We start from the raw sequence: 16567 nt of genomic DNA, 5'->3' as shown, positions 1-16567 counted from the left end.
TGCGGCTCGGCGGGCTTGATTCCGGGCCCGCAGCCTGCGCTATAATCTTGGGCTCGGCACAAAACTGTGCCGAACGGCTCTTTAGCTCAGTCGGTTAGAGCGATGGAATCATAATCCACAGGTCCGCGGTTCGAGTCCGTGAAGAGCCACCAACACCACTTCTGCGGTGCTCCGCAAAAGTCAAAAAGCCCTAAGTAAATCAACTACTTAGGGCTTTTTTGTTTGGGGCTTCGCACGCCCCGAGCAAGGGCCCGGCGGCGCAGCAAAGCCTGGCGGCGGCCTATTCGCCGCCCAGGCTCACCAGCACCCAGCCGGATTCATCCAAATGGAAATTGGCTTCCTGGCCGTGCCCCTCACACCTTCATGCCGCCGGCAGCCGCCACCCTGCGGTAGTCCAGCCATCGGCGTCCGCCGATCGCGTAGATGAGCACGGCCCACGCCAAAGCGCCGAGTGGCTGATACGTGAACACGATGCCGGTGAACACCACATTGAACAGCATCGCGAAGTAGAAGAACGGATTGATCGTGCCGTAGTACCGCGTGTCGTCGCCGACCTGCACACCCATCACGATCTTGCCGCCGTTGAGAAACCAAAGCCGCGTGGCCTTCTCCGTCTCGACCCCGTCCTGCAGGAAGTTGTTGAGCTTGCGGTCGATCATCACGTTCGTCAGCGTCTTGTCGCCGATCTGGATGAGCGAATACTTGACCACCTCGTTCTTCATGTTCACGGTCGACTCGCCCAGCCGCGTGAGCCTGCCTTCGATCAGTTTCATTGCGTCCCCTCCTTCAGTTCTTGTCGATCTGCTTGATGAGGACGGACGCCTTGGGCGTACCGATGGCGTTCGCATAGAGCGTCGCCAGCACGGGCCAGAACTCCGGCCCGACAGCCCCGTCGTCGTCGCCAAAGCCCCTGAAGTGGGTTGCCAAGCCCAAGGCATGCCCGATCTCGTGGATGACGATGGCGCCGTCTGCCACGCATTGCGGGTTGTCCAGGTTCACGTACATCCGCCCGGTGAGTTCGCCAGGACTGAGCAATGAAGCGGACCAGCCGCCACCAAAGGGCGCATCGCTGACGTTCGCGCAGAAGCCCTGCGCATTGGCGCCGGCCGGCAGGTAGGCCGTGCCCTGGCGGAACACGATGCCGCGGGTGATCGTCGCCTCGTCGGCGGCGGCGATGCTGGTGCGGTCGAAGACGGCGAACCCGAGCTTGGCTTCGATCTCGTCCATCGCAGGCACCGCGCGGGCTTCGCCATTGGTCTTGACCGGAATGGGCAGGCTCCAGCGCTTCACCACGCCTGCGTACCGGCCGTTCCACGGGTAGCCGGCGCTGGAGAGATTGGTGGAATCGACGAGGCCGAGGATTTCGGCATCGGTCGGGCCGGCGGAAGCGACTGGCGCCACAGGCTCGGCCGGAGCCTGTGCCTCAGGTGTAGCCGGCGCCGTGGGCGTCGTCGTTTGCGCCGGGGTGGAGGGAAGCCCCGCGACAGGCCCCATTTGGGCGCTGCCGCCTCCACTTCCGCCGCCGCAAGCCGCCAATACGAGGGCGGTGCTCAAGAAAACCATTCTGCTTTTCATTTTTTGATCCCTGATTTCTATCGATAAAAAGGCCAAAGTGACATTTTTGGCTCGAGAGAATCATAATCATAAAAGGTCAAAATGGCCTTTTCCAGGGCGGCAATGAGCATCGATGAATGCTGCTGTCCATCCACCATCGCCGATACGAAGTCCTGCGCAAGCACCTGCGTGCGGTACGGCTTACCGCAGGGCTGACGCAGGCTGAACTGGGCGCACGGCTGAAGGTCGACCAGTCCTATGTTTCGAAAGTCGAACGGGGCGAGCGGTACATGGATGTCCTGTTCTATCTGGACTGGTGCCGCGCCTGCAAACTCCGGCCGGAGAGCACTATCGTGGATTTGATCAAGGCGGGGGCGTAGCGGTCCACGGCTGCACATGCGGTCAACCATGCCGCGCGTGATGGCGGCCTACGGGTTTGCTGGGTCAGCAATGAATGGCAGCTTGGCATCCCGACCAGACAGATGCGGCCAGGTGCGGACATTCGCCTCACGGATCAGATATGACAGACTCGTGGCTCAAGTTGCCGCATCGTGAGGACTTCATGGAGATTCGTCGGTTCAGGCTTGGTGATGAGGCTGCGCTGTTCCGCGTGTACTTCACGGCCATCCACGAGATTGCCTGTCGCGACTACTCACCCGAGCAAGTCGAGGCATGGGCTCCAGCGGACCTTGACGCGGACCTTTGGACAAATCGAGTCCGGGGAATCCAGCCCTTCGTCGCTGTGCTTGGCGACGAAATCGTCGGCTATGCAGACGTTCAGCAGGATGGCTACGTCGACCACTTCTTTGTATCGGGCGCTCGTCCGCGGCAGGGAATCGGAACCAGGCTGATGGCCCGCATCCACGAGGAGGCCAGGTCTCTTGGTCTGGCCGAACTGACGTCGGACGTGAGCAAGACCGCCGAGCCCTTTTTCGCTCTCCACGGATTTCATGTGGTCGAGCGACGGTTTCCAGTCCTTCGGGGCTTCACACTTCAGAACGCGTTGATGCGCAAGGTGCTTGCGCGCGGGGGCTGAGCGTCGCGTTCATCCGCATCTTGTCCGTCAGATGCGGCCGAGGTACTGTTCTCAGGTCTGCTAGTTCGATCGCGAAGCCTGAACGTCGAAATCGGGCCCTTCTGCGACACTCGCGCCGAGCAACTGGTCGTCTGAAAGCTGACCTTCGGCGCAGTGCTCGCACAGGACGCTCAATGCAAATAAAACAACCGACCTTTCCATTGACCACAGCCGCGTTTGCGGCCGCTCTGCGAACAGGTCACGGGCGCGCCATGCAGCAGGTTGCAAGCCATGGACCGAATGGATTCGAAGACGAGATCACACAGGCATGTGTGTCGTGTCTCTCCTACGATCCTCAGTGCGAGGCGCAGCGAGCTCCGTGGCTGCTTTCGATTGTCGATCGCGCGAAGCTGAGCAAGAAGGTACTTCGGGCGCTCGAGGCGATGGCGGATACGTCATTGCCAGAGAACCATCGCGACATGAGTCATCGCAGTGCGATCCTGAAAGAGCTTGCCAGTTCGGGTTCGGAAGACGCGAGAAGCTTGTTGTATCGGTCGCTGGTCCGACTGTCGCATACGTCTGACGTGATTGGTGTCGATCAAATATTGGCTCTGGACGGCGTGGACGGACTGATCCATGTCGCTCGACAGTTAGGACAATGGCTGCGGACAGATCCGGACTTCTGGGTTGATGACTGTCCCAGCGAGCAGTTCGATTCGCTCACGGGCATCAAGGGAGGGCTAGCCGCACTCGAACGCGAGGCTGCGGTCGACTCGGATATTGCGAACTACCTTGCAGGCATGCGCAGAACACGCGAGAGTCGCAGCGCCTCTTCAAGCCGCTTCAACATCCCGGCCTATACAGGCGACGAGATCGTGGCGCACGTCAGCAAGAACCTAGGGGATCAATGTCATTGGTTCCGGCGGTGGGGCGCGAAAGCGGCCAGCGACCATCTCGATACGGTATTCGCTGCGCTGCTGGCGTCAGATGAGCCCGAGCATGTCAAGCGCTTACTCGGATGCTTTGCACAGAAGGGCGTTCCGCGATTCGACAGTCGGTTGCTCCCATGGATTGCTCATCCCGATGAGCAGATTCGGCGGGCCGCTGTGAGAGCCGTGGCCCCGCTCACGCACGGGGAGTTGCGGCAAGCTGCCATGCGCTTGCTTGCTGCCGGCGAATTGGCGAACGGCGTCTCCTTGCTGGTGAACAATTTCGAAGCTGGCGACTTTGCGATATGTGCGGAGTATCTAGAACCGTTGCACGACGCCGATCAGGCCCATCGTCTCGTCGGAGAACTTCTGGACTTGTGCGAAGCGCACCCGGACGCAGGCGCATCCCACTGTCTTCTCTACGTTTATGAGCTTTCACCTTGCTCGATATGCCGCAAGCGAGCCTTAAAGGCCCTGATCGACACGAGTGCCGCTCCGGCCTGGGTATTGACAGAAGCTGCGCACGATGCCGACCCAGACGTACGAGCACTTGTCGCGGCCTGAGCGCTACCGTCTTCTCCTTCCGCATTGTCCGGTAGAACCGATGCACTCCCCAATATTGGGGTTGGCCTTGCCGGCCAGGCAACCGGAAAGGGGCCTATGACGGTCAGCTCATGGCCGGACTCGAAAGTCTAGCCTTGAGCAGCGACAGTCCGCTTCCGCTGCGTAGGCGCCTTCGCAATACCGGGCGGATCACGAGAAGGCTCGCGAAGCTGCCACAAGGATGCGTCTTCAACCAACGCTCAACCCAACTCCGCCCACTCCACCCGAAGCCTCTCCAACTGCCCGCGCACTTGATCGACCAACGGACCCGCCCGGCGCGCCGAAAGCGCCAGCCACAGGGTGGCGCGAGTCATTGCCACATAGAGCAATCGCAACTCGTCCGCAGCGGCCTGATGCTTGGCCTCTTCGAAGGCATCAATCGCACCGACCAGGACGTGAGAGAACTCCAGTCCCTTGACGCTGTGGGCAGTCAAGATCCGCACCGCATCGTCAGCCCATTGCAGGTCGCGCGGCTTGATGGTGCGCATTGACTGGAAGGGAATGCCATGCACACGCAGGGCCTCTTCCAGAGGCTCCATCGCCGCCTTGTAGCGGAAGACCACCGCGATCTGTCCCAGCCGCACGCCCTCGGCCTGCAACTGCGCGATGCGCTGGGCCTGCCAAAGCGCTTCAGTCCGGGCGGAGTCTGCTTCGTGGAGCACTGGCATCGGGCCGCGGCGTCCCGCCGAGTCCGGCCGAACGACGGATACCGGCGCGTCACCGCTTGCGCCATCCAGCAGCGCGCCGAGTTCGCTGTCGTTCATGTCGGCAGCGGAGTCCGATGCCGGACCTTGAGGCATCAACTCGCCTGCGCACCGCAGCGCAAGGCTCAGCACTTCCGCTGTGTTGCGGTAGTTGGTGCGCAGGATGGTGCTGCGACGGCCGCCAACCACATCGATGCCAAGGGCCTTGAAGGGCGTTTTTCGATTCTGCTTCTTGTAGATTGCCTGGGCATGGTCGTACAGGACCAACAGTGCCTTTGTGGCGGGGTTGACCAGTTCTACCGCCATCCGCAGCCAGGCGTCCTCGAAGTCGTGCGCCTCGTCGATCATCACGGCCGTGTATTGGCCCTTGGGTACGAAGCCGCTTGCGAGTGCACGTTCAACGGTGGCGGCCAATTCGGTGAAGTAGGCGTCGGCCGGGCTGCGCGGCGCCTTCACTTCCAGTTGGTAGGTGCGCGCCATGTCCTCGCACCAGCTATGGAAGGAGCGCACCACCACACCTTGGTCGGCTCCGTCGACTCCCCGCTGCTGCAAGAGGTAGGCGATGCGCTCGGCAAGCGCGCGGTTGTAGCAGAGAACCAGTACAGGCCGCCCGACCGCCGCGGCCGCCTTGGAGAGATGCTGGGCACGGAACACCAGGATCATGGTCTTGCCCGATCCGGCGACACCGTGGATGACCCGATGGCCATCACCCATGCGGCGCGCTTCGCGTTCCTGCTGCATGTCCATGACGTGCATCATGTCGTGCATGCGAATGGGGCCGTTGGGCTTCGCCTCGCCCAGCTGAAGCGCCGCTTGCTGCGGCTCCACGCGCAGGGTCGGGAACAAGTGCCAGCGCACACGATCCTGTTGCGGCAGAGTCAGCGTATGCGGGAAGTTCACCTGCATCATCGACCACAGCCTCTGGCTGAAGGTTTCTGTGTCGGTGTCGTCCTCCAGATCGTCACGCAGCAGCGTTCGTTCTGGCGGGAAGATTTCCGCGAAGCCGGGGTCCGACACACTGTCACGCTTGAGATTCACCAAGGCGCAGCCCCAGCCCCACGGGAACAGCAGCTTTCCCTTGAAACGGCCTTCCGCGGCCACCAACGCCGGGTCAAGCTGCATTCGATCGACGAGCGCGAGCACGTGCTGGCGCGCCTGGGCCAGCGGATGGGGGCTGGTCACCACGCCCCGCTCCACGTTGAGCTGCACACGATGCTTGTCAGCACCGGCCAGCGTGCTTCGCTTCCAGTCCTTGACTTCCAGCACCAGCAAGCCCTGTCGCGGGCTCAGGATCACGAAGTCAGGCTGCAGGCCGGCATCGCCAATCGGGAGGTCGTGCCAAACCAGATGGTCGTCTGGCAAGTGGCGTTTCAGCGCCTCGAAGAGCTTGCGCTCACCTGTGTTGCAGCGGGCATGAACGGTTGTTTTGCCCTGAGGGAAGTAAGCCATGCGTGCGCCCTTAAGACCGAGCCCGCTCGCCGCCGGAGGACCAAGGGCTTAGCGGGCAACGGCTCCGTCATCGATCGGTAACTGATTGTGATCGAAGCGGCAAAGGCCTCCGTCCCGACCGCCGGCCCTTGGCTGAATTCGTGATGTATGTCACGAATCCAGACCGCTTTTTCGAGACGCCCGTTCCACGCAGCCCCCGTTTTTCCACCGCCCCGCTCCCCTGCCCATTCCGCGGGCAACCTAGTGCCAACCCCCGTCAATGCTGGCTCTGGCGACTCCGGTCCTCAGACAACCCACAGAGTTGTGCACAGAAAAAAGGAACAAGTCATCAATTTGACTTGAGCGGCCGTTTCATCCCGCTTTGCGAAAAGTCAGGTTGATGCGCCGGCTGCCCAGCAGCGTGTGCGGTCGGTCTTCGAGCGGCAGCACGCCGTGGTAGCGCAGCCGGTCGGGCCCGCCCCACACCACCACGTCGCCGTGCACCAGCGGAATGCGTGCGGCCTTGTCGCTGCGGGCGAGGCCGCCGAAGAGAAAGGTGGCCGGCATGCCGAGCGACACCGAGACGATGGGCGCGCCGTAGTCGCGCTCGTCCCTGTCCTGGTGCAACGACAGGCGCGTGCCGGGCTCGTAGCGGTTCACCAGGCAGGCGTCGGGCTCGAAGCCCGCAAACCCGGCCTCGGCGGCCGAGGCCTGGGCCAGGCGCGCGAAGGCCGCCGGCATGGCGGGCCAGGGCAGGCCGGTTTCGGGATCGTGCTCGCCATAGCGATAGCCGCGCCGGTCCGAGATCCAGCCGAGCCGGCCGCAGTTGGTCATGGCAACCGACATCGTGAAGCCGCCGGGGGTCACGAGGTGGCGGAAGGCGGCGCGCTGCTCGACCTCGTGCAGCGCGGACAGCAGTTCGTCGACATACGGCAGCGCAAACCCGCGCAGGACGAACGCGCCAGGGCCGATCGCCTCTTTGCCGCGCGGCAGTGCGGCGTCTTCGAGGGCATCGGAGAAAAGGTCGAAGGTCACGGCAGCGCGATTTTCTCGCGCGGCGGGCTGCCTGCCGCGGCGGCTGCCACCAATCGCCCCAGGGTCTGCATCGCCTTTTCGCTCTGCGCGTCCCAGGCATGCCCGTAGTTCAGGCGCAGGCAGTGCGCGAAGCCGCGCGTGGCCGAGAAGATGGGCCCGGGCGCCACGCTGATGCCGCGCTCCAGCGCTTGCGCGTGGATGGCGAGCGCATCGACCTGCGCCGGCAGCTCGACCCACATGAAGTAGCCGCCCAGCGGCCGCGTGGCGCGCGTGCCCGCGGGAAAGTAGTGGCCCACTGCCTGCGCAAAGCTCGCCTGCTGCACGGCCAGGACCTGGCGCAGCTTGCGCAGGTGCTTGTCGAGGCCGCCTTTTTCCAGGTAGCTTGCGAGCGCGAGCTGCGCGGGCACCGAGGTGCTGAGCGTGGTCGTCAGCTTCAAGCGCGCCACGTTGCGCGCAAAGCGCCCGGCCGATGCCCATCCGATGCGGTAGCCCGGTGCCAGGCACTTCGAGAACGACGAGCAATGCAGCACGAGGCCCTGCGTGTCGAAGGCCTTGGCCGGCGGCGGGCGGCGGTCGCCGACGTAGAGCTCGGCGTACACGTCGTCCTCGATCAGCGGCAGCGCGTGCCGCGCGAGCAGTTCGACCAGCGCCTTCTTCTTCGCGTCGGGCATCAGGCTGCCGAGCGGGTTCTGGAAGGTGGTCATGAGCCAGCAGGCCTTGGGCTGGTGGGCCGCGATGGCAAGCTCCAGTGCGGCCAGGTCGATGCCTTCGCCGGGATGGGTCGGCACCTCGATGGCGCGCAGGCCCATGCGCTCCAGCGCCTGCAGGGCCGCATAGAAGGTGGGCGATTCGACGATCACCGAATCGCCGGGGCGCGTGACCGCCGCGAGGCACAGGTTGAGCGCCTCCAGCGCGCCGTTGGTGACGACGATCTCATCGGCCGCCACCTGCATGCCGTCGCCCAGGTAGCGCAGCGCAATCTGCCGGCGCAGCGCCGCGCTGCCGGGCGTGAGGTCGTCCACGGTGCTCCACGGGTCGAGCGACTTGGCGCTCGCGGCCATGAACTGGCCCAGCCGCGCCAGCGGAAACAAGAGCGGGCTCGGAAACGCCGAGCCGAAGGGAACCACCTTGCGCGACATGCTGGCTTCGAGGATGTCGAACACGTGGTCGCTCACGTCGAGCGACCTGGGCCCCTCGGCCGGGCGCGAGGTGAGGTTGGCCTCGGGCGGCGCATCGCGCAGCCCGCCGCCGGTGACGTAGTAGCCCGAGCGGTCCCGCGCGCGCACCAGGCCGCGCGCCTCCAGCAAGTAGTACGCCTGGAACACGGTGGAGGCGCTCACGCCCCGGCTCTCGCCGGTGTGCCGCACCGAGGGCAACCGGTCGCCGGTCTTGAGCGTGCCGTGGCGGATCGACGCCTCGATGTCGGCGGCAAGGGCTTCATAGCGCTTCATGGCGGGGCGGTCTCCATTCGGTGATGGGACTTTATCTGCTCCGGTGATTTGGTTTGGAACTGCATCTGTTTTTTTGGCTGCGCTTGCGGCACAGTCGGTGCATGTCCAATCTCATGCGCGCGGTACGCGCGGTTCTCTGGAGTTTCATCGGGCTGGGCGGCCGCCGCGCGGATGCCGACCGGCGCACCGCACAAGTCGGGCTGCTGCCACTCGTCGGCGTCGCGCTGGCCACGGTGCTCCTGCTCATTGCGGGGCTGCTGGCGCTGGCGCACTTCGCAGCCGGCACATGACGAAGAACAACGTCGTCCGCCGCATCGTCGCAATTGCATTGCTGCTGCTGGGCCACGGCATCTGCGCCATGGCGGCGACACCTGCCACGCCAGCCGCCCCTTCCGCGAGCGGCATCGAGCAGCGCGTGGCCGCCTGCATCGCCTGCCACGGGCGCGAAGGCGCGACCACCAATGCCGGCTACTTTCCGCGCCTCTCGGGCAAGCCCGCGGGCTACCTGTTCAACCAGCTGCGCAGCTTTCGCGACGGCCGGCGCTTCAATGCCGACATGAACTACATGGTGCAGCACCTCTCCGATGCCTACCTGATGGAAATGGCCGAATACTTCGCGGGCCTGGACCTGCCCTACCCGCCCGTCTCGCCCGTGAGCGACGCGCCACCCGCGCAGTTGGCGCGCGGCCGCCAGCTGGCGCTCGAAGGCGATGCGGCGCGGCAAATTCCCGCCTGCGTGCAATGCCACGGCGCCGCGCTCACCGGCGTGCAGCCGGCCATTCCGGGGCTGCTGGGGCTGCCCCGCCTCTACGTGTCTTCGCAGCTGGGCGCCTGGCTCACCAGCGAGCGGCATGCACTCGCACCCGACTGCATGGCCGACATCGGCCGCCGCATGACCACGGCCGACATCAACGCCGTGGCCAGCTGGCTCGCGGTGCAGCCGATGCCGGCCGATCCGAAGCCTGCCGCATCGCTGCCCGCCGCACTGCCGATGCGCTGCGGCGGCATGCCGAAGTGAGGCGCCGATGAAGATGCGACACCTCGGCTGGACGCTGCTGGTTCTGGTGCTGCTGCTGGGCGCCGCGGCCGGCGGCATCGTCGCGCTGAACCTGCGCGGCGAAGACCCGCTGCCCGAACAGGCCGAAGCCTTCAATGCCACGCCGCAGCGGGTCGAGCGCGGGCGCTACCTTGCGCTGGCCGGCAACTGCGCCGGCTGCCACACCACGCGCGGCGGCCAGCCCTATGCCGGCGGGCTGCCGATCGAGACGCCCTTCGGCACCGTGTATTCGAGCAACCTCACGCCCGACGTGCAGAACGGCATCGGCAGCTGGAGCAGCGCGCATTTCTGGCGCGCGATGCACAACGGCCGCAGCAAGGACGGCCGCCTGCTGTACCCCGCGTTCCCGTATCCGAACTTCACGCAGGTCACGCGCGAAGACTCGGACGCGATCTACGCCTACCTGCGCAGCCTGCCGCCCGCGCCGGCGCCCAACCTGGCGCACCGGCTGCGCTTTCCCTACGACACGCAGGCCGCGCTGGCGGTCTGGCGAGCGCTCTCCTTCAAGCCCGAGGCTTTCGTGGCCAACACGGCCAAGCCGGCCGAATGGAACCGCGGCGCCTACCTGGTCGGCGGGCTGGGCCATTGCATCGCCTGCCACGGCAGCCGCGATTCGCTCGGCGCCACGCAGGTGAAGCTGGGCCTTTCGGGCGGGCTGATCGCGGCGGAGAACTGGTATGCGCCATCGCTTGCCGACCCGCACCAGGCCGGCGTGGCCGACTGGCCGACGGCCGACGTGGTGGCGCTGCTCAAGAACGGCGTGGCGCCGCGCGGCTCGGTCATGGGGCCGATGGCCGACGTGGTCTTTCGCAGCACGCAGCACCTGAGCGAGGCCGACCTGGCCGCCATGGCCAGCTACCTGAAGGACCTGCCCGGCGTGCCGGCGCAAGCCGCGGCCCCCGTGCGCACGGCCGCCGCAACCACGCGCCGCGACGCCGGCACCATGGCCCGCGGCGCCAAAATCTACGACCAGCAATGCGCCTATTGCCACGGCGACCAGGGCCAGGGCGCGCCCGGCGCCTTTCCGCCGCTGGCGGGCAACCGCGCCGTGAACATGGCCGAGACGACGAACCTGATCCAGGTGATCGCGCACGGCGGCTACCTGCCCTCCACCGCAGGCAATCCGCGGCCCTACGGCATGCCGCCGTTCGGGCAGGTACTCGATGCGGGCGACGTGGCCGCGGTGCTGACCTACATTCGCGGGTCGTGGGGCAATGACAGTGCGCCCGTGACGCAGCTCGACACGATGCGGCGCTGAAGAACCGCAGGGCGCCTGCTCAGGCTGTGACGGCCTCGCGCGGCGCGCCCGCTTTGGCCGGCACCGGCATGTGCTGCGCCCAGTCGATGATCTCCAGCGTGCCATCGGCATGCTCGGCCAGCGCCGTCAGGCTCTCGACCCAGTCGCCGTCGTTGCAGTAGAGAATGCCGTCGATGTCGCGCATCTCGGCATGGTGGATGTGGCCGCAGACCACGCCCTGCACGCCGCGCTTGCGGGCCTCGCGCGCCACGGCGTTCTCGAAGTCGCCCACGTAGCTCACGGCGCGCTTGACCTTGCCCTTGAGGTACTTGGAAAGCGACCAGTACGGCAGCCCCATGCGCGCGCGCAGCGAGTTGAGGTGGCGGTTGAGCTTGAGCGTGAATTCGTAGAGCGAATCGCCCACGTGCGCGAGCCACTTGGCGCACTGGATCACGCCGTCGAACAGGTCGCCGTGGATGATCCAGAGCTTGCGGCCGTCGGCGGTCTCGTGGATCCATTCCTCGGCCACGTCGATGCCGCCGAAGTTGTGGTTCAGGTACTTGCGCGCGAACTCGTCGTGGTTGCCCGGGATGAAGATCACGCGTGTGCCCTTGCGCGCCTTGCGCAGCAGCTTCTGGATCACGTCGTTGTGCGCCTGCGGCCAGTACCAGTTCCGCTTGAGCTGCCAGCCGTCGATGATGTCGCCGACCAGGAACAGGGTCTCGCACTCGGTGTGCTTGAGAAAGTCGAGCAGCGCGCGGGCCTGGCAGCCGGGCGTGCCCAGGTGCAGGTCGGAGATCCAGAGCGTGCGGCAGCGCAGCGGCGCGCGCGCAAGATCGTCGTCCTCCGGCTCGGGGGCCCGGGTCGCGGTGTCGCGCCATGCGCGCAGGAAAGCATCGTCGCGTTGCATGGACGGGTAGGCTCCCACCAACGCGTGACCGGGCGATGGCGGTCCCGTGACATATCGGTGACGCCGAAGCCCGCGCTTCGGGCGGCGTCCTCAGCAGCGCTGGATTTCCACCGTCGAGTGCCGGATCTCCTCGTGCATCGAGAAGCAGGCCCGCACCTCGTCCGCCGTGAGCGTGGGCGAATGCGTCACCACCGTGAGCGCGCAGGCATAGGCCTCGCGGCCCACGCGCCACACGTGCAGGTCGGCCACGCGGGTTTCCGAATCGGCGAGCATCGTTTCGACGCCTTCGCGGATCTCGGCCGTCACGGGGTGGTCCATCTCTCGGTCGAGCAGCACCTTGCCGGTTTCCTTGAGCAGGCCCTTGGCCCACACGGCCACCAGCACCGCGCCGACGATGCCCATCACCGGGTCGAGCCAGGACCAGCCGAAGAACCAGCCGCCGAGCAGCGCGCCGATGGCCAGCACCGAGGTGGCGGCATCGGCCACCACGTGCAGGTAGGCGGAGCGCAGGTTCAGGTCGTGGCCGTGCGCGTGGCCATGGTGGTCGTGGTGATGGTGCGCGTCATGGCGATGGCCGTGCCCATGCCCGTGGTGGTGCGCCGATCCCAGCAGCCGTGCGCAGACCAGGTTGATCACCAGCCCGAGCACGGCCACCGCCACGGCTTCGCGGTAGAGGATGACCGAGGGCGAGAGAAGCCGCTCGATCGAGCCCACCACCATCAGCGCCGCAACGCCGAGCAGCATCAGCGCGCTCGCAAAGCCGCCCAGCACCTCGATCTTCCAGGTGCCGAAGGCAAAGCGCGGATCGCGTGCATAGCGCCGCGCCGCCGCATAGGCGAAGGCGCTCAGGCCGATGGCCAGCGCATGCGAGCTCATGTGCCAGCCGTCGGCCAGCAGCGCCATGGAGTTGAACCACCAGCCGGCGCCGATCTCGACCACCATCATCGCGGCGGTGATCCACATCACGAGGCGGGTGCTGCGCTCGGCCGATTCGTTGCCTGCGCCGAAATGATGGTCGTGCTGCCAGGCACTCAGGTCATGGGTATGCATGGGTCGTCAGATTCCGAATAGGTCTTGTCCGTCGGAGCGGCTCGAAGGCGGCGTCACGCCCAGGTGGCGGTAGGCCGCCAGCGTGGCGATGCGCCCGCGCGGCGTGCGCTGCAGGTAGCCCTGCTGGATGAGGTAGGGCTCGATCACGTCCTCGATGGTGCCCGGCTCCTCGCCGATGCTGGCCGCCACGTTGTCCAGCCCCACCGGGCCGCCGTCGAAGCGGTGGATCACGGCTTCGAGCAGCTTGCGGTCCATCAGGTCGAAGCCCTGCGGGTCGACGTCGAGCATGGCGAGCGCCTTGTGCGCGATCTCTTCGGTGATGCGGCCGTTGCCCTTCACCTCGGCATAGTCGCGCACGCGCCGCAGCAGGCGGTTGGCGATGCGCGGCGTGCCGCGCGAGCGGCGCGCGATCTCGAAGCCGCCGGCCGCGTCGGTGTCGACCTTGAGCAGGCCGGCGCTGCGCCGCACGATGAGCGCCAGTTCCTCGGGCGTGTAGAACTCCAGCCGCGCCACGATGCCGAAGCGGTCGCGCAGCGGGTTGGTCAGCATGCCGGCGCGGGTGGTGGCGCCCACCAGCGTGAAGGGCTGCAGGTCGAGCTTGATGCTGCGCGCCGCGGGACCTTCGCCGATCATGATGTCGATCTGGTAGTCCTCGAGCGCGGGGTAGAGGATTTCCTCGACCACCGGGCTCAGGCGATGGATCTCGTCGATGAAGAGCACATCGTTGGGCTCCAGGTTGGTCAGGAGCGCCGCCAGGTCCTTGGGCTTCTCGAGCACCGGCCCGGAGGTCTGGCGCAGGTTCACGCCCAGCTCGGCCGCGATGATGTGCGACAGCGTGGTCTTGCCCAGGCCCGGCGGGCCGAACAGCAGCACGTGGTCGAGCGCTTCCTTGCGCTTGCGCGCCGCGCCGATGAAGATCTCGAGTTGCTCGCGCACCTTGGCCTGGCCGACGTATTCGTCCAGCAGCTTGGGGCGCAGCGCCCGTTCGATGGCCTCTTCCTGGGGCGAAGCGGGGGCGGCGGACACCACGCGGGGCGGGGCTGGGGCGAAATCGTCGGTCTGGATGGTCATGGAATGAGAGGCTGCAAGGGCAAGTTTAGTGCCTGCCACACTGGCAGAATGCTTCGGCCATATAACAAACGAGGGGAAGCCGGCACGTGTCGATCTACGAACTGAAACCCCGGTTCCAGGGCCTGCTGCGGCCGCTCGTGGGGCGCCTGCATGCCTGGGGCGTCACCGCGAACCAGGTCACGCTGGCCGCGTGCGTGGTTTCGGTCGCCCTCGGGCTCTGGCTTTTCTTTGCGGCGCCGTCGCCGGCCGCCTTCGGGCTGATCCCGGCCTGGATGTTCGTGCGCATGGCGTTCAACGCGATCGACGGCATGCTGGCGCGCGAGCACGGCCAGCAAAGCCGGCTCGGCGCCTTCCTCAACGAACTGACCGACGTGGTGTCCGACGCCGCGCTGTACCTTCCGTTCGCGCTGGTGCCGCCGTTCAGCCCGTTCTGGGTCGGCACGGTGATCGTGCTCGCGGGGCTGAGCGAATTCGCGGGTGCGCTGGGCTCCACGGTAGGTGCCTCGCGCCGCTACGACGGGCCGCTCGGCAAGAGCGACCGCGCCTTCGTGTTCGGCGCGCTCGGTCTCTATGTGGCGCTGGGCTGGCCGCTGCCGGGCTGGGCGGCATGGCTGATGCCGCTGGCCGCGGCGCTCGTGGCCTGGACGGTGGCCAACCGCGTGCGCCGCGCACTGGCCGAGGCGGCGTAGACCGCACACGACGAACAAACATATGAATAGCGACAGGGATCCGATGACCGATACAAGCACCCATCCACAACGCAGTCCGCAGGAGCGCCAGTTCCGCACGCACGACGGCGAATCGCTCTTCTACCGGCACTGGCCGGCCACGGGCGGCGCACGGCGCGGCGCCATCGTGCTGTTCCACCGCGGCCACGAGCACGGGGCGCGCATGGCGCACCTGGTCGACGAGCTCGACCTGCCCGACTTCGACTTCTTCGCCTGGGACGCGCGCGGCCACGGCCGCTCGCCGGGCCAGCGCGGCTACAGCCCGAGCTTTGCCACCTCGGTGCGCGACGTGCAGACCTTCGTCCAGCACATCGGCAGTGCGCACGGCGTGGCGGAGCACGACGTCCACGTGATCGCGCAGAGCGTGGGTGCCGTGCTGGTCTCCACCTGGGCGCACGACTACGCGCCCAAGGTGCGCGGGCTCACGCTGGCCTCGCCGGCCTTCAAGGTGAAGCTCTACGTGCCCTTTGCACGCGCCGGGCTCGGGCTGATGCACAAGCTGCGCGGCCTGTTCTTCGTCAACAGCTATGTGAAGGCGAAGTTCCTCACGCACGACCCCGAGCGCATCGCAAGCTACGAGAGCGATCCGCTGATCTCGCGGCCGATCGCGGTCAACATCCTGCTCGGCCTCTACGAAGCCGCCGACCGCGTGGTGGCCGACGCCAACGCCATCACGCTGCCGGTGCAGCTGCTGATCTCGGGATCGGACTGGGTGGTGCACCACAAGCCGCAGCACCAGTTCTTCGAGCGGCTGGGCAGCGCCGTCAAGACAAAGCTCGAGCTGCCGGGCTTCTTCCACGACACGCTGGGCGAGAAGGACCGCGCGCCGGCCGTGCAGGCGATCCGCGAATTCATCCTGCAGCTGTTCGACCAGCCGCCCGCGCCGGTCGACCTGCGCGCCGCGCACCTGGCTGGCAACACCGCCGACGAGTCGCGTGCGCTGGCCGAGCCGCTGGCGCCGCTCTCGCTGCGCGGCGCCTACTGGGGCATGACGCGCGCCGGCCTGCGCCTGGGGGGTGTGCTCTCGCGCGGCGTGAAGCTCGGGCACGACACCGGCTTCGATTCGGGCAGCACGCTCGACTACGTCTACCGCAACGAGCCGAAGGGCAAGGGCGCGCTGGGCCGCTCCGTCGACAAGACCTACCTGGAGTCGATCGGCTGGCGCGGCATCAGGCAGCGCAAGATCCACGTCGAGGAGCTGATCCGCATCGCCATGGAGCGCCTGGCCGAGATGCACCGCGAAGTGCGCGTGATGGACATCGCGGCCGGCCATGGCCGCTACGTGCTCGACGCGGTGCTTGCGAGCCCCGTCAAGGCCAGCTCGATCCTGCTGCGCGACTACAGCGACATCAACGTGCGCGACGGCCGCGCGCTCATCGCCGAGAAGGGCCTGGAAGACGTGGCGCAGTTCGTGCAGGCCGACGCCTTCGACCGCATCAGCCTGGCCACCGTGACGCCGCGCCCCACGCTGGCGGTGGTGTCGGGCCTCTACGAGCTGTTCCCCGACAACGAAATGGTGCGGCGCTCGCTCGCGGGCGTCGGCGATGCGGTGGAAGACCGCGGCTACCTGGTCTACACCGGCCAGCCCTGGCATCCGCAGCTCGAGATGATTGCGCGCGCGCTCACCAGCCACCGCCAGGGAGAAGCCTGGGTGATGCGCCGCCGCACGCAGGCCGAGATGGACCAGCTGGTGGAGGAAGCGGGCTTCCGCAAGATCGACCAGCGCATCGACGAATGGGGCATCTTCACCGTCTCGCTCGCGGTGAGGGTCGCGTGAGCCACGGGCCGCGCACCA

16 protein-coding genes and 1 tRNA gene are annotated in these 16567 nt (G+C 66.6%); 9 read left to right on the top strand and 8 right to left on the bottom strand.

The window, feature by feature from the left end; genetic code table 11:
* The first annotated feature begins 75 nt into the window (after window positions 1-75).
* Window positions 76-152: transfer RNA gene (locus VPA02S_RS30430), tRNA-Met, on the top strand.
* Between the two features lie 201 nt (window positions 153-353).
* Here VPA02S_RS30430 and VPA02S_RS30425 read toward each other — a convergent pair.
* Complete coding sequence (locus VPA02S_RS30425) at window positions 354-773, bottom strand: hypothetical protein (protein WP_018906225.1); 420 nt, start codon at window positions 771-773, stop codon at window positions 354-356.
* Window positions 774-786: 13 nt separating this feature from the next.
* Entirely contained in the window at window positions 787-1401 is a 615-nt protein-coding gene (locus VPA02S_RS30420; RefSeq protein ID WP_062367222.1) for a zinc metalloprotease, read from the bottom strand.
* Window positions 1402-1691: 290 nt separating this feature from the next.
* Between VPA02S_RS30420 and VPA02S_RS30415 the strand changes: the two genes are divergently transcribed.
* The 3 genes from VPA02S_RS30415 to VPA02S_RS30405 all read left to right on the top strand — a co-directional run bounded on the left by VPA02S_RS30415 (window position 1692) and on the right by VPA02S_RS30405 (window position 4062).
* Window positions 1692-1934, top strand: coding sequence for a helix-turn-helix domain-containing protein (locus tag VPA02S_RS30415; protein ID WP_062367220.1), 243 nt, complete (start codon window positions 1692-1694; stop codon window positions 1932-1934).
* A 140-nt stretch (window positions 1935-2074) separates the two neighbouring features.
* Entirely contained in the window at window positions 2075-2590 is a 516-nt protein-coding gene (locus VPA02S_RS30410; protein ID WP_244883822.1) for a GNAT family N-acetyltransferase, read from the top strand.
* Window positions 2591-2763: 173 nt separating this feature from the next.
* Window positions 2764-4062 (top strand): hypothetical protein, encoded by a 1299-nt coding sequence (locus VPA02S_RS30405; protein ID WP_062367219.1) that lies wholly within the window; start codon window positions 2764-2766, stop codon window positions 4060-4062.
* Between the two features lie 239 nt (window positions 4063-4301).
* Here VPA02S_RS30405 and VPA02S_RS30400 read toward each other — a convergent pair whose 3' ends face one another.
* From VPA02S_RS30400 to VPA02S_RS30390, 3 genes are all read right to left on the bottom strand, one after another.
* Window positions 4302-6254, bottom strand: coding sequence for a 3'-5' exonuclease (locus VPA02S_RS30400; protein WP_062367217.1), 1953 nt, complete (start codon window positions 6252-6254; stop codon window positions 4302-4304).
* Between the two features lie 351 nt (window positions 6255-6605).
* Window positions 6606-7268, bottom strand: coding sequence for a DNA oxidative demethylase AlkB (gene alkB / locus VPA02S_RS30395; protein WP_062367216.1), 663 nt, complete (start codon window positions 7266-7268; stop codon window positions 6606-6608).
* Window positions 7265-8719 carry an aminotransferase-like domain-containing protein gene (locus tag VPA02S_RS30390; RefSeq protein WP_062367214.1) on the bottom strand — a complete coding sequence of 485 codons (1455 nt, stop codon included), beginning with the start codon at window positions 8717-8719 and terminating at the stop codon, window positions 7265-7267. The genes alkB and VPA02S_RS30390 overlap by 4 nt, the downstream gene beginning before the upstream one ends.
* 101 nt (window positions 8720-8820) lie before the next feature.
* Here VPA02S_RS30390 and VPA02S_RS30385 point away from each other — a divergent pair, with 101 nt between their 5' ends.
* Genes VPA02S_RS30385 through VPA02S_RS30375 form a run of 3 tightly spaced genes read left to right on the top strand, consistent with a single transcriptional unit; the run spans window position 8821 to window position 11034 of the window.
* Window positions 8821-9009: a DUF2970 domain-containing protein gene (locus VPA02S_RS30385; protein ID WP_015867414.1), complete on the top strand. Its 189-nt coding sequence runs from the start codon at window positions 8821-8823 to the stop codon at window positions 9007-9009.
* Window positions 9006-9737 (top strand): c-type cytochrome, encoded by a 732-nt coding sequence (locus VPA02S_RS30380; RefSeq protein WP_062367212.1) that lies wholly within the window; start codon window positions 9006-9008, stop codon window positions 9735-9737. The genes VPA02S_RS30385 and VPA02S_RS30380 overlap by 4 nt, the downstream gene beginning before the upstream one ends.
* A gap of 7 nt (window positions 9738-9744) precedes the next feature.
* Complete coding sequence (locus VPA02S_RS30375) at window positions 9745-11034, top strand: c-type cytochrome (RefSeq protein ID WP_062367210.1); 1290 nt, start codon at window positions 9745-9747, stop codon at window positions 11032-11034.
* A 19-nt stretch (window positions 11035-11053) separates the two neighbouring features.
* Here VPA02S_RS30375 and VPA02S_RS30370 read toward each other — a convergent pair whose 3' ends face one another.
* The 3 genes from VPA02S_RS30370 to ruvB form a co-directional block, all read right to left on the bottom strand.
* A complete protein-coding gene (locus tag VPA02S_RS30370) occupies window positions 11054-11923 on the bottom strand; it encodes a UDP-2,3-diacylglucosamine diphosphatase (protein ID WP_062367209.1) in 870 nt (289 codons plus the stop codon).
* Window positions 11924-12013: 90 nt separating this feature from the next.
* Window positions 12014-12973: a CDF family Co(II)/Ni(II) efflux transporter DmeF gene (gene dmeF / locus VPA02S_RS30365; RefSeq protein WP_062367208.1), complete on the bottom strand. Its 960-nt coding sequence runs from the start codon at window positions 12971-12973 to the stop codon at window positions 12014-12016.
* 6 nt (window positions 12974-12979) lie between these two features.
* Window positions 12980-14044 carry a Holliday junction branch migration DNA helicase RuvB gene (gene ruvB / locus VPA02S_RS30360; RefSeq protein WP_062367206.1) on the bottom strand — a complete coding sequence of 355 codons (1065 nt, stop codon included), beginning with the start codon at window positions 14042-14044 and terminating at the stop codon, window positions 12980-12982.
* An 86-nt stretch (window positions 14045-14130) separates the two neighbouring features.
* Here ruvB and VPA02S_RS30355 point away from each other — a divergent pair, with 86 nt between their 5' ends.
* Window positions 14131-14733, top strand: coding sequence for a CDP-alcohol phosphatidyltransferase family protein (locus tag VPA02S_RS30355; protein ID WP_062367204.1), 603 nt, complete (start codon window positions 14131-14133; stop codon window positions 14731-14733).
* Between the two features lie 43 nt (window positions 14734-14776).
* Window positions 14777-16549, top strand: a complete 1773-nt coding sequence (locus tag VPA02S_RS30350) for a bifunctional alpha/beta hydrolase/class I SAM-dependent methyltransferase (RefSeq protein ID WP_062367203.1) — start codon at window positions 14777-14779, stop codon at window positions 16547-16549.
* The last annotated feature ends 18 nt before the right edge of the window (window positions 16550-16567 follow it).

This window comes from Variovorax paradoxus NBRC 15149, from assembly GCF_001591365.1.
GTDB lineage: Bacteria > Pseudomonadota > Gammaproteobacteria > Burkholderiales > Burkholderiaceae_C > Variovorax > Variovorax paradoxus.
The sequence above is the reverse complement of the archived record's forward strand: the minus strand, read 5'-3'. Positions and strand labels throughout refer to the sequence as shown.

Coding starts and splice junctions, on each gene's coding strand:
- VPA02S_RS30425 (WP_018906225.1), bottom strand. CDS start 773: ATGAAACTGATCGAAGGCAGGCTCACGCGGCTGGGCGAGTCGACCGTG.
- VPA02S_RS30410 (WP_244883822.1), top strand. CDS start 2,075: ATGACAGACTCGTGGCTCAAGTTGCCGCATCGTGAGGACTTCATGGAG.
- dmeF (WP_062367208.1), bottom strand. CDS start 12,973: ATGCATACCCATGACCTGAGTGCCTGGCAGCACGACCATCATTTCGGC.
- VPA02S_RS30380 (WP_062367212.1), top strand. CDS start 9,006: ATGACGAAGAACAACGTCGTCCGCCGCATCGTCGCAATTGCATTGCTG.
- VPA02S_RS30350 (WP_062367203.1), top strand. CDS start 14,777: ATGACCGATACAAGCACCCATCCACAACGCAGTCCGCAGGAGCGCCAG.
- VPA02S_RS30415 (WP_062367220.1), top strand. CDS start 1,692: ATGCTGCTGTCCATCCACCATCGCCGATACGAAGTCCTGCGCAAGCAC.
- VPA02S_RS30400 (WP_062367217.1), bottom strand. CDS start 6,254: ATGGCTTACTTCCCTCAGGGCAAAACAACCGTTCATGCCCGCTGCAAC.
- ruvB (WP_062367206.1), bottom strand. CDS start 14,044: ATGACCATCCAGACCGACGATTTCGCCCCAGCCCCGCCCCGCGTGGTG.
- VPA02S_RS30375 (WP_062367210.1), top strand. CDS start 9,745: ATGAAGATGCGACACCTCGGCTGGACGCTGCTGGTTCTGGTGCTGCTG.
- VPA02S_RS30385 (WP_015867414.1), top strand. CDS start 8,821: ATGTCCAATCTCATGCGCGCGGTACGCGCGGTTCTCTGGAGTTTCATC.
- VPA02S_RS30370 (WP_062367209.1), bottom strand. CDS start 11,923: ATGCAACGCGACGATGCTTTCCTGCGCGCATGGCGCGACACCGCGACC.
- VPA02S_RS30405 (WP_062367219.1), top strand. CDS start 2,764: ATGCAAATAAAACAACCGACCTTTCCATTGACCACAGCCGCGTTTGCG.
- VPA02S_RS30390 (WP_062367214.1), bottom strand. CDS start 8,719: ATGAAGCGCTATGAAGCCCTTGCCGCCGACATCGAGGCGTCGATCCGC.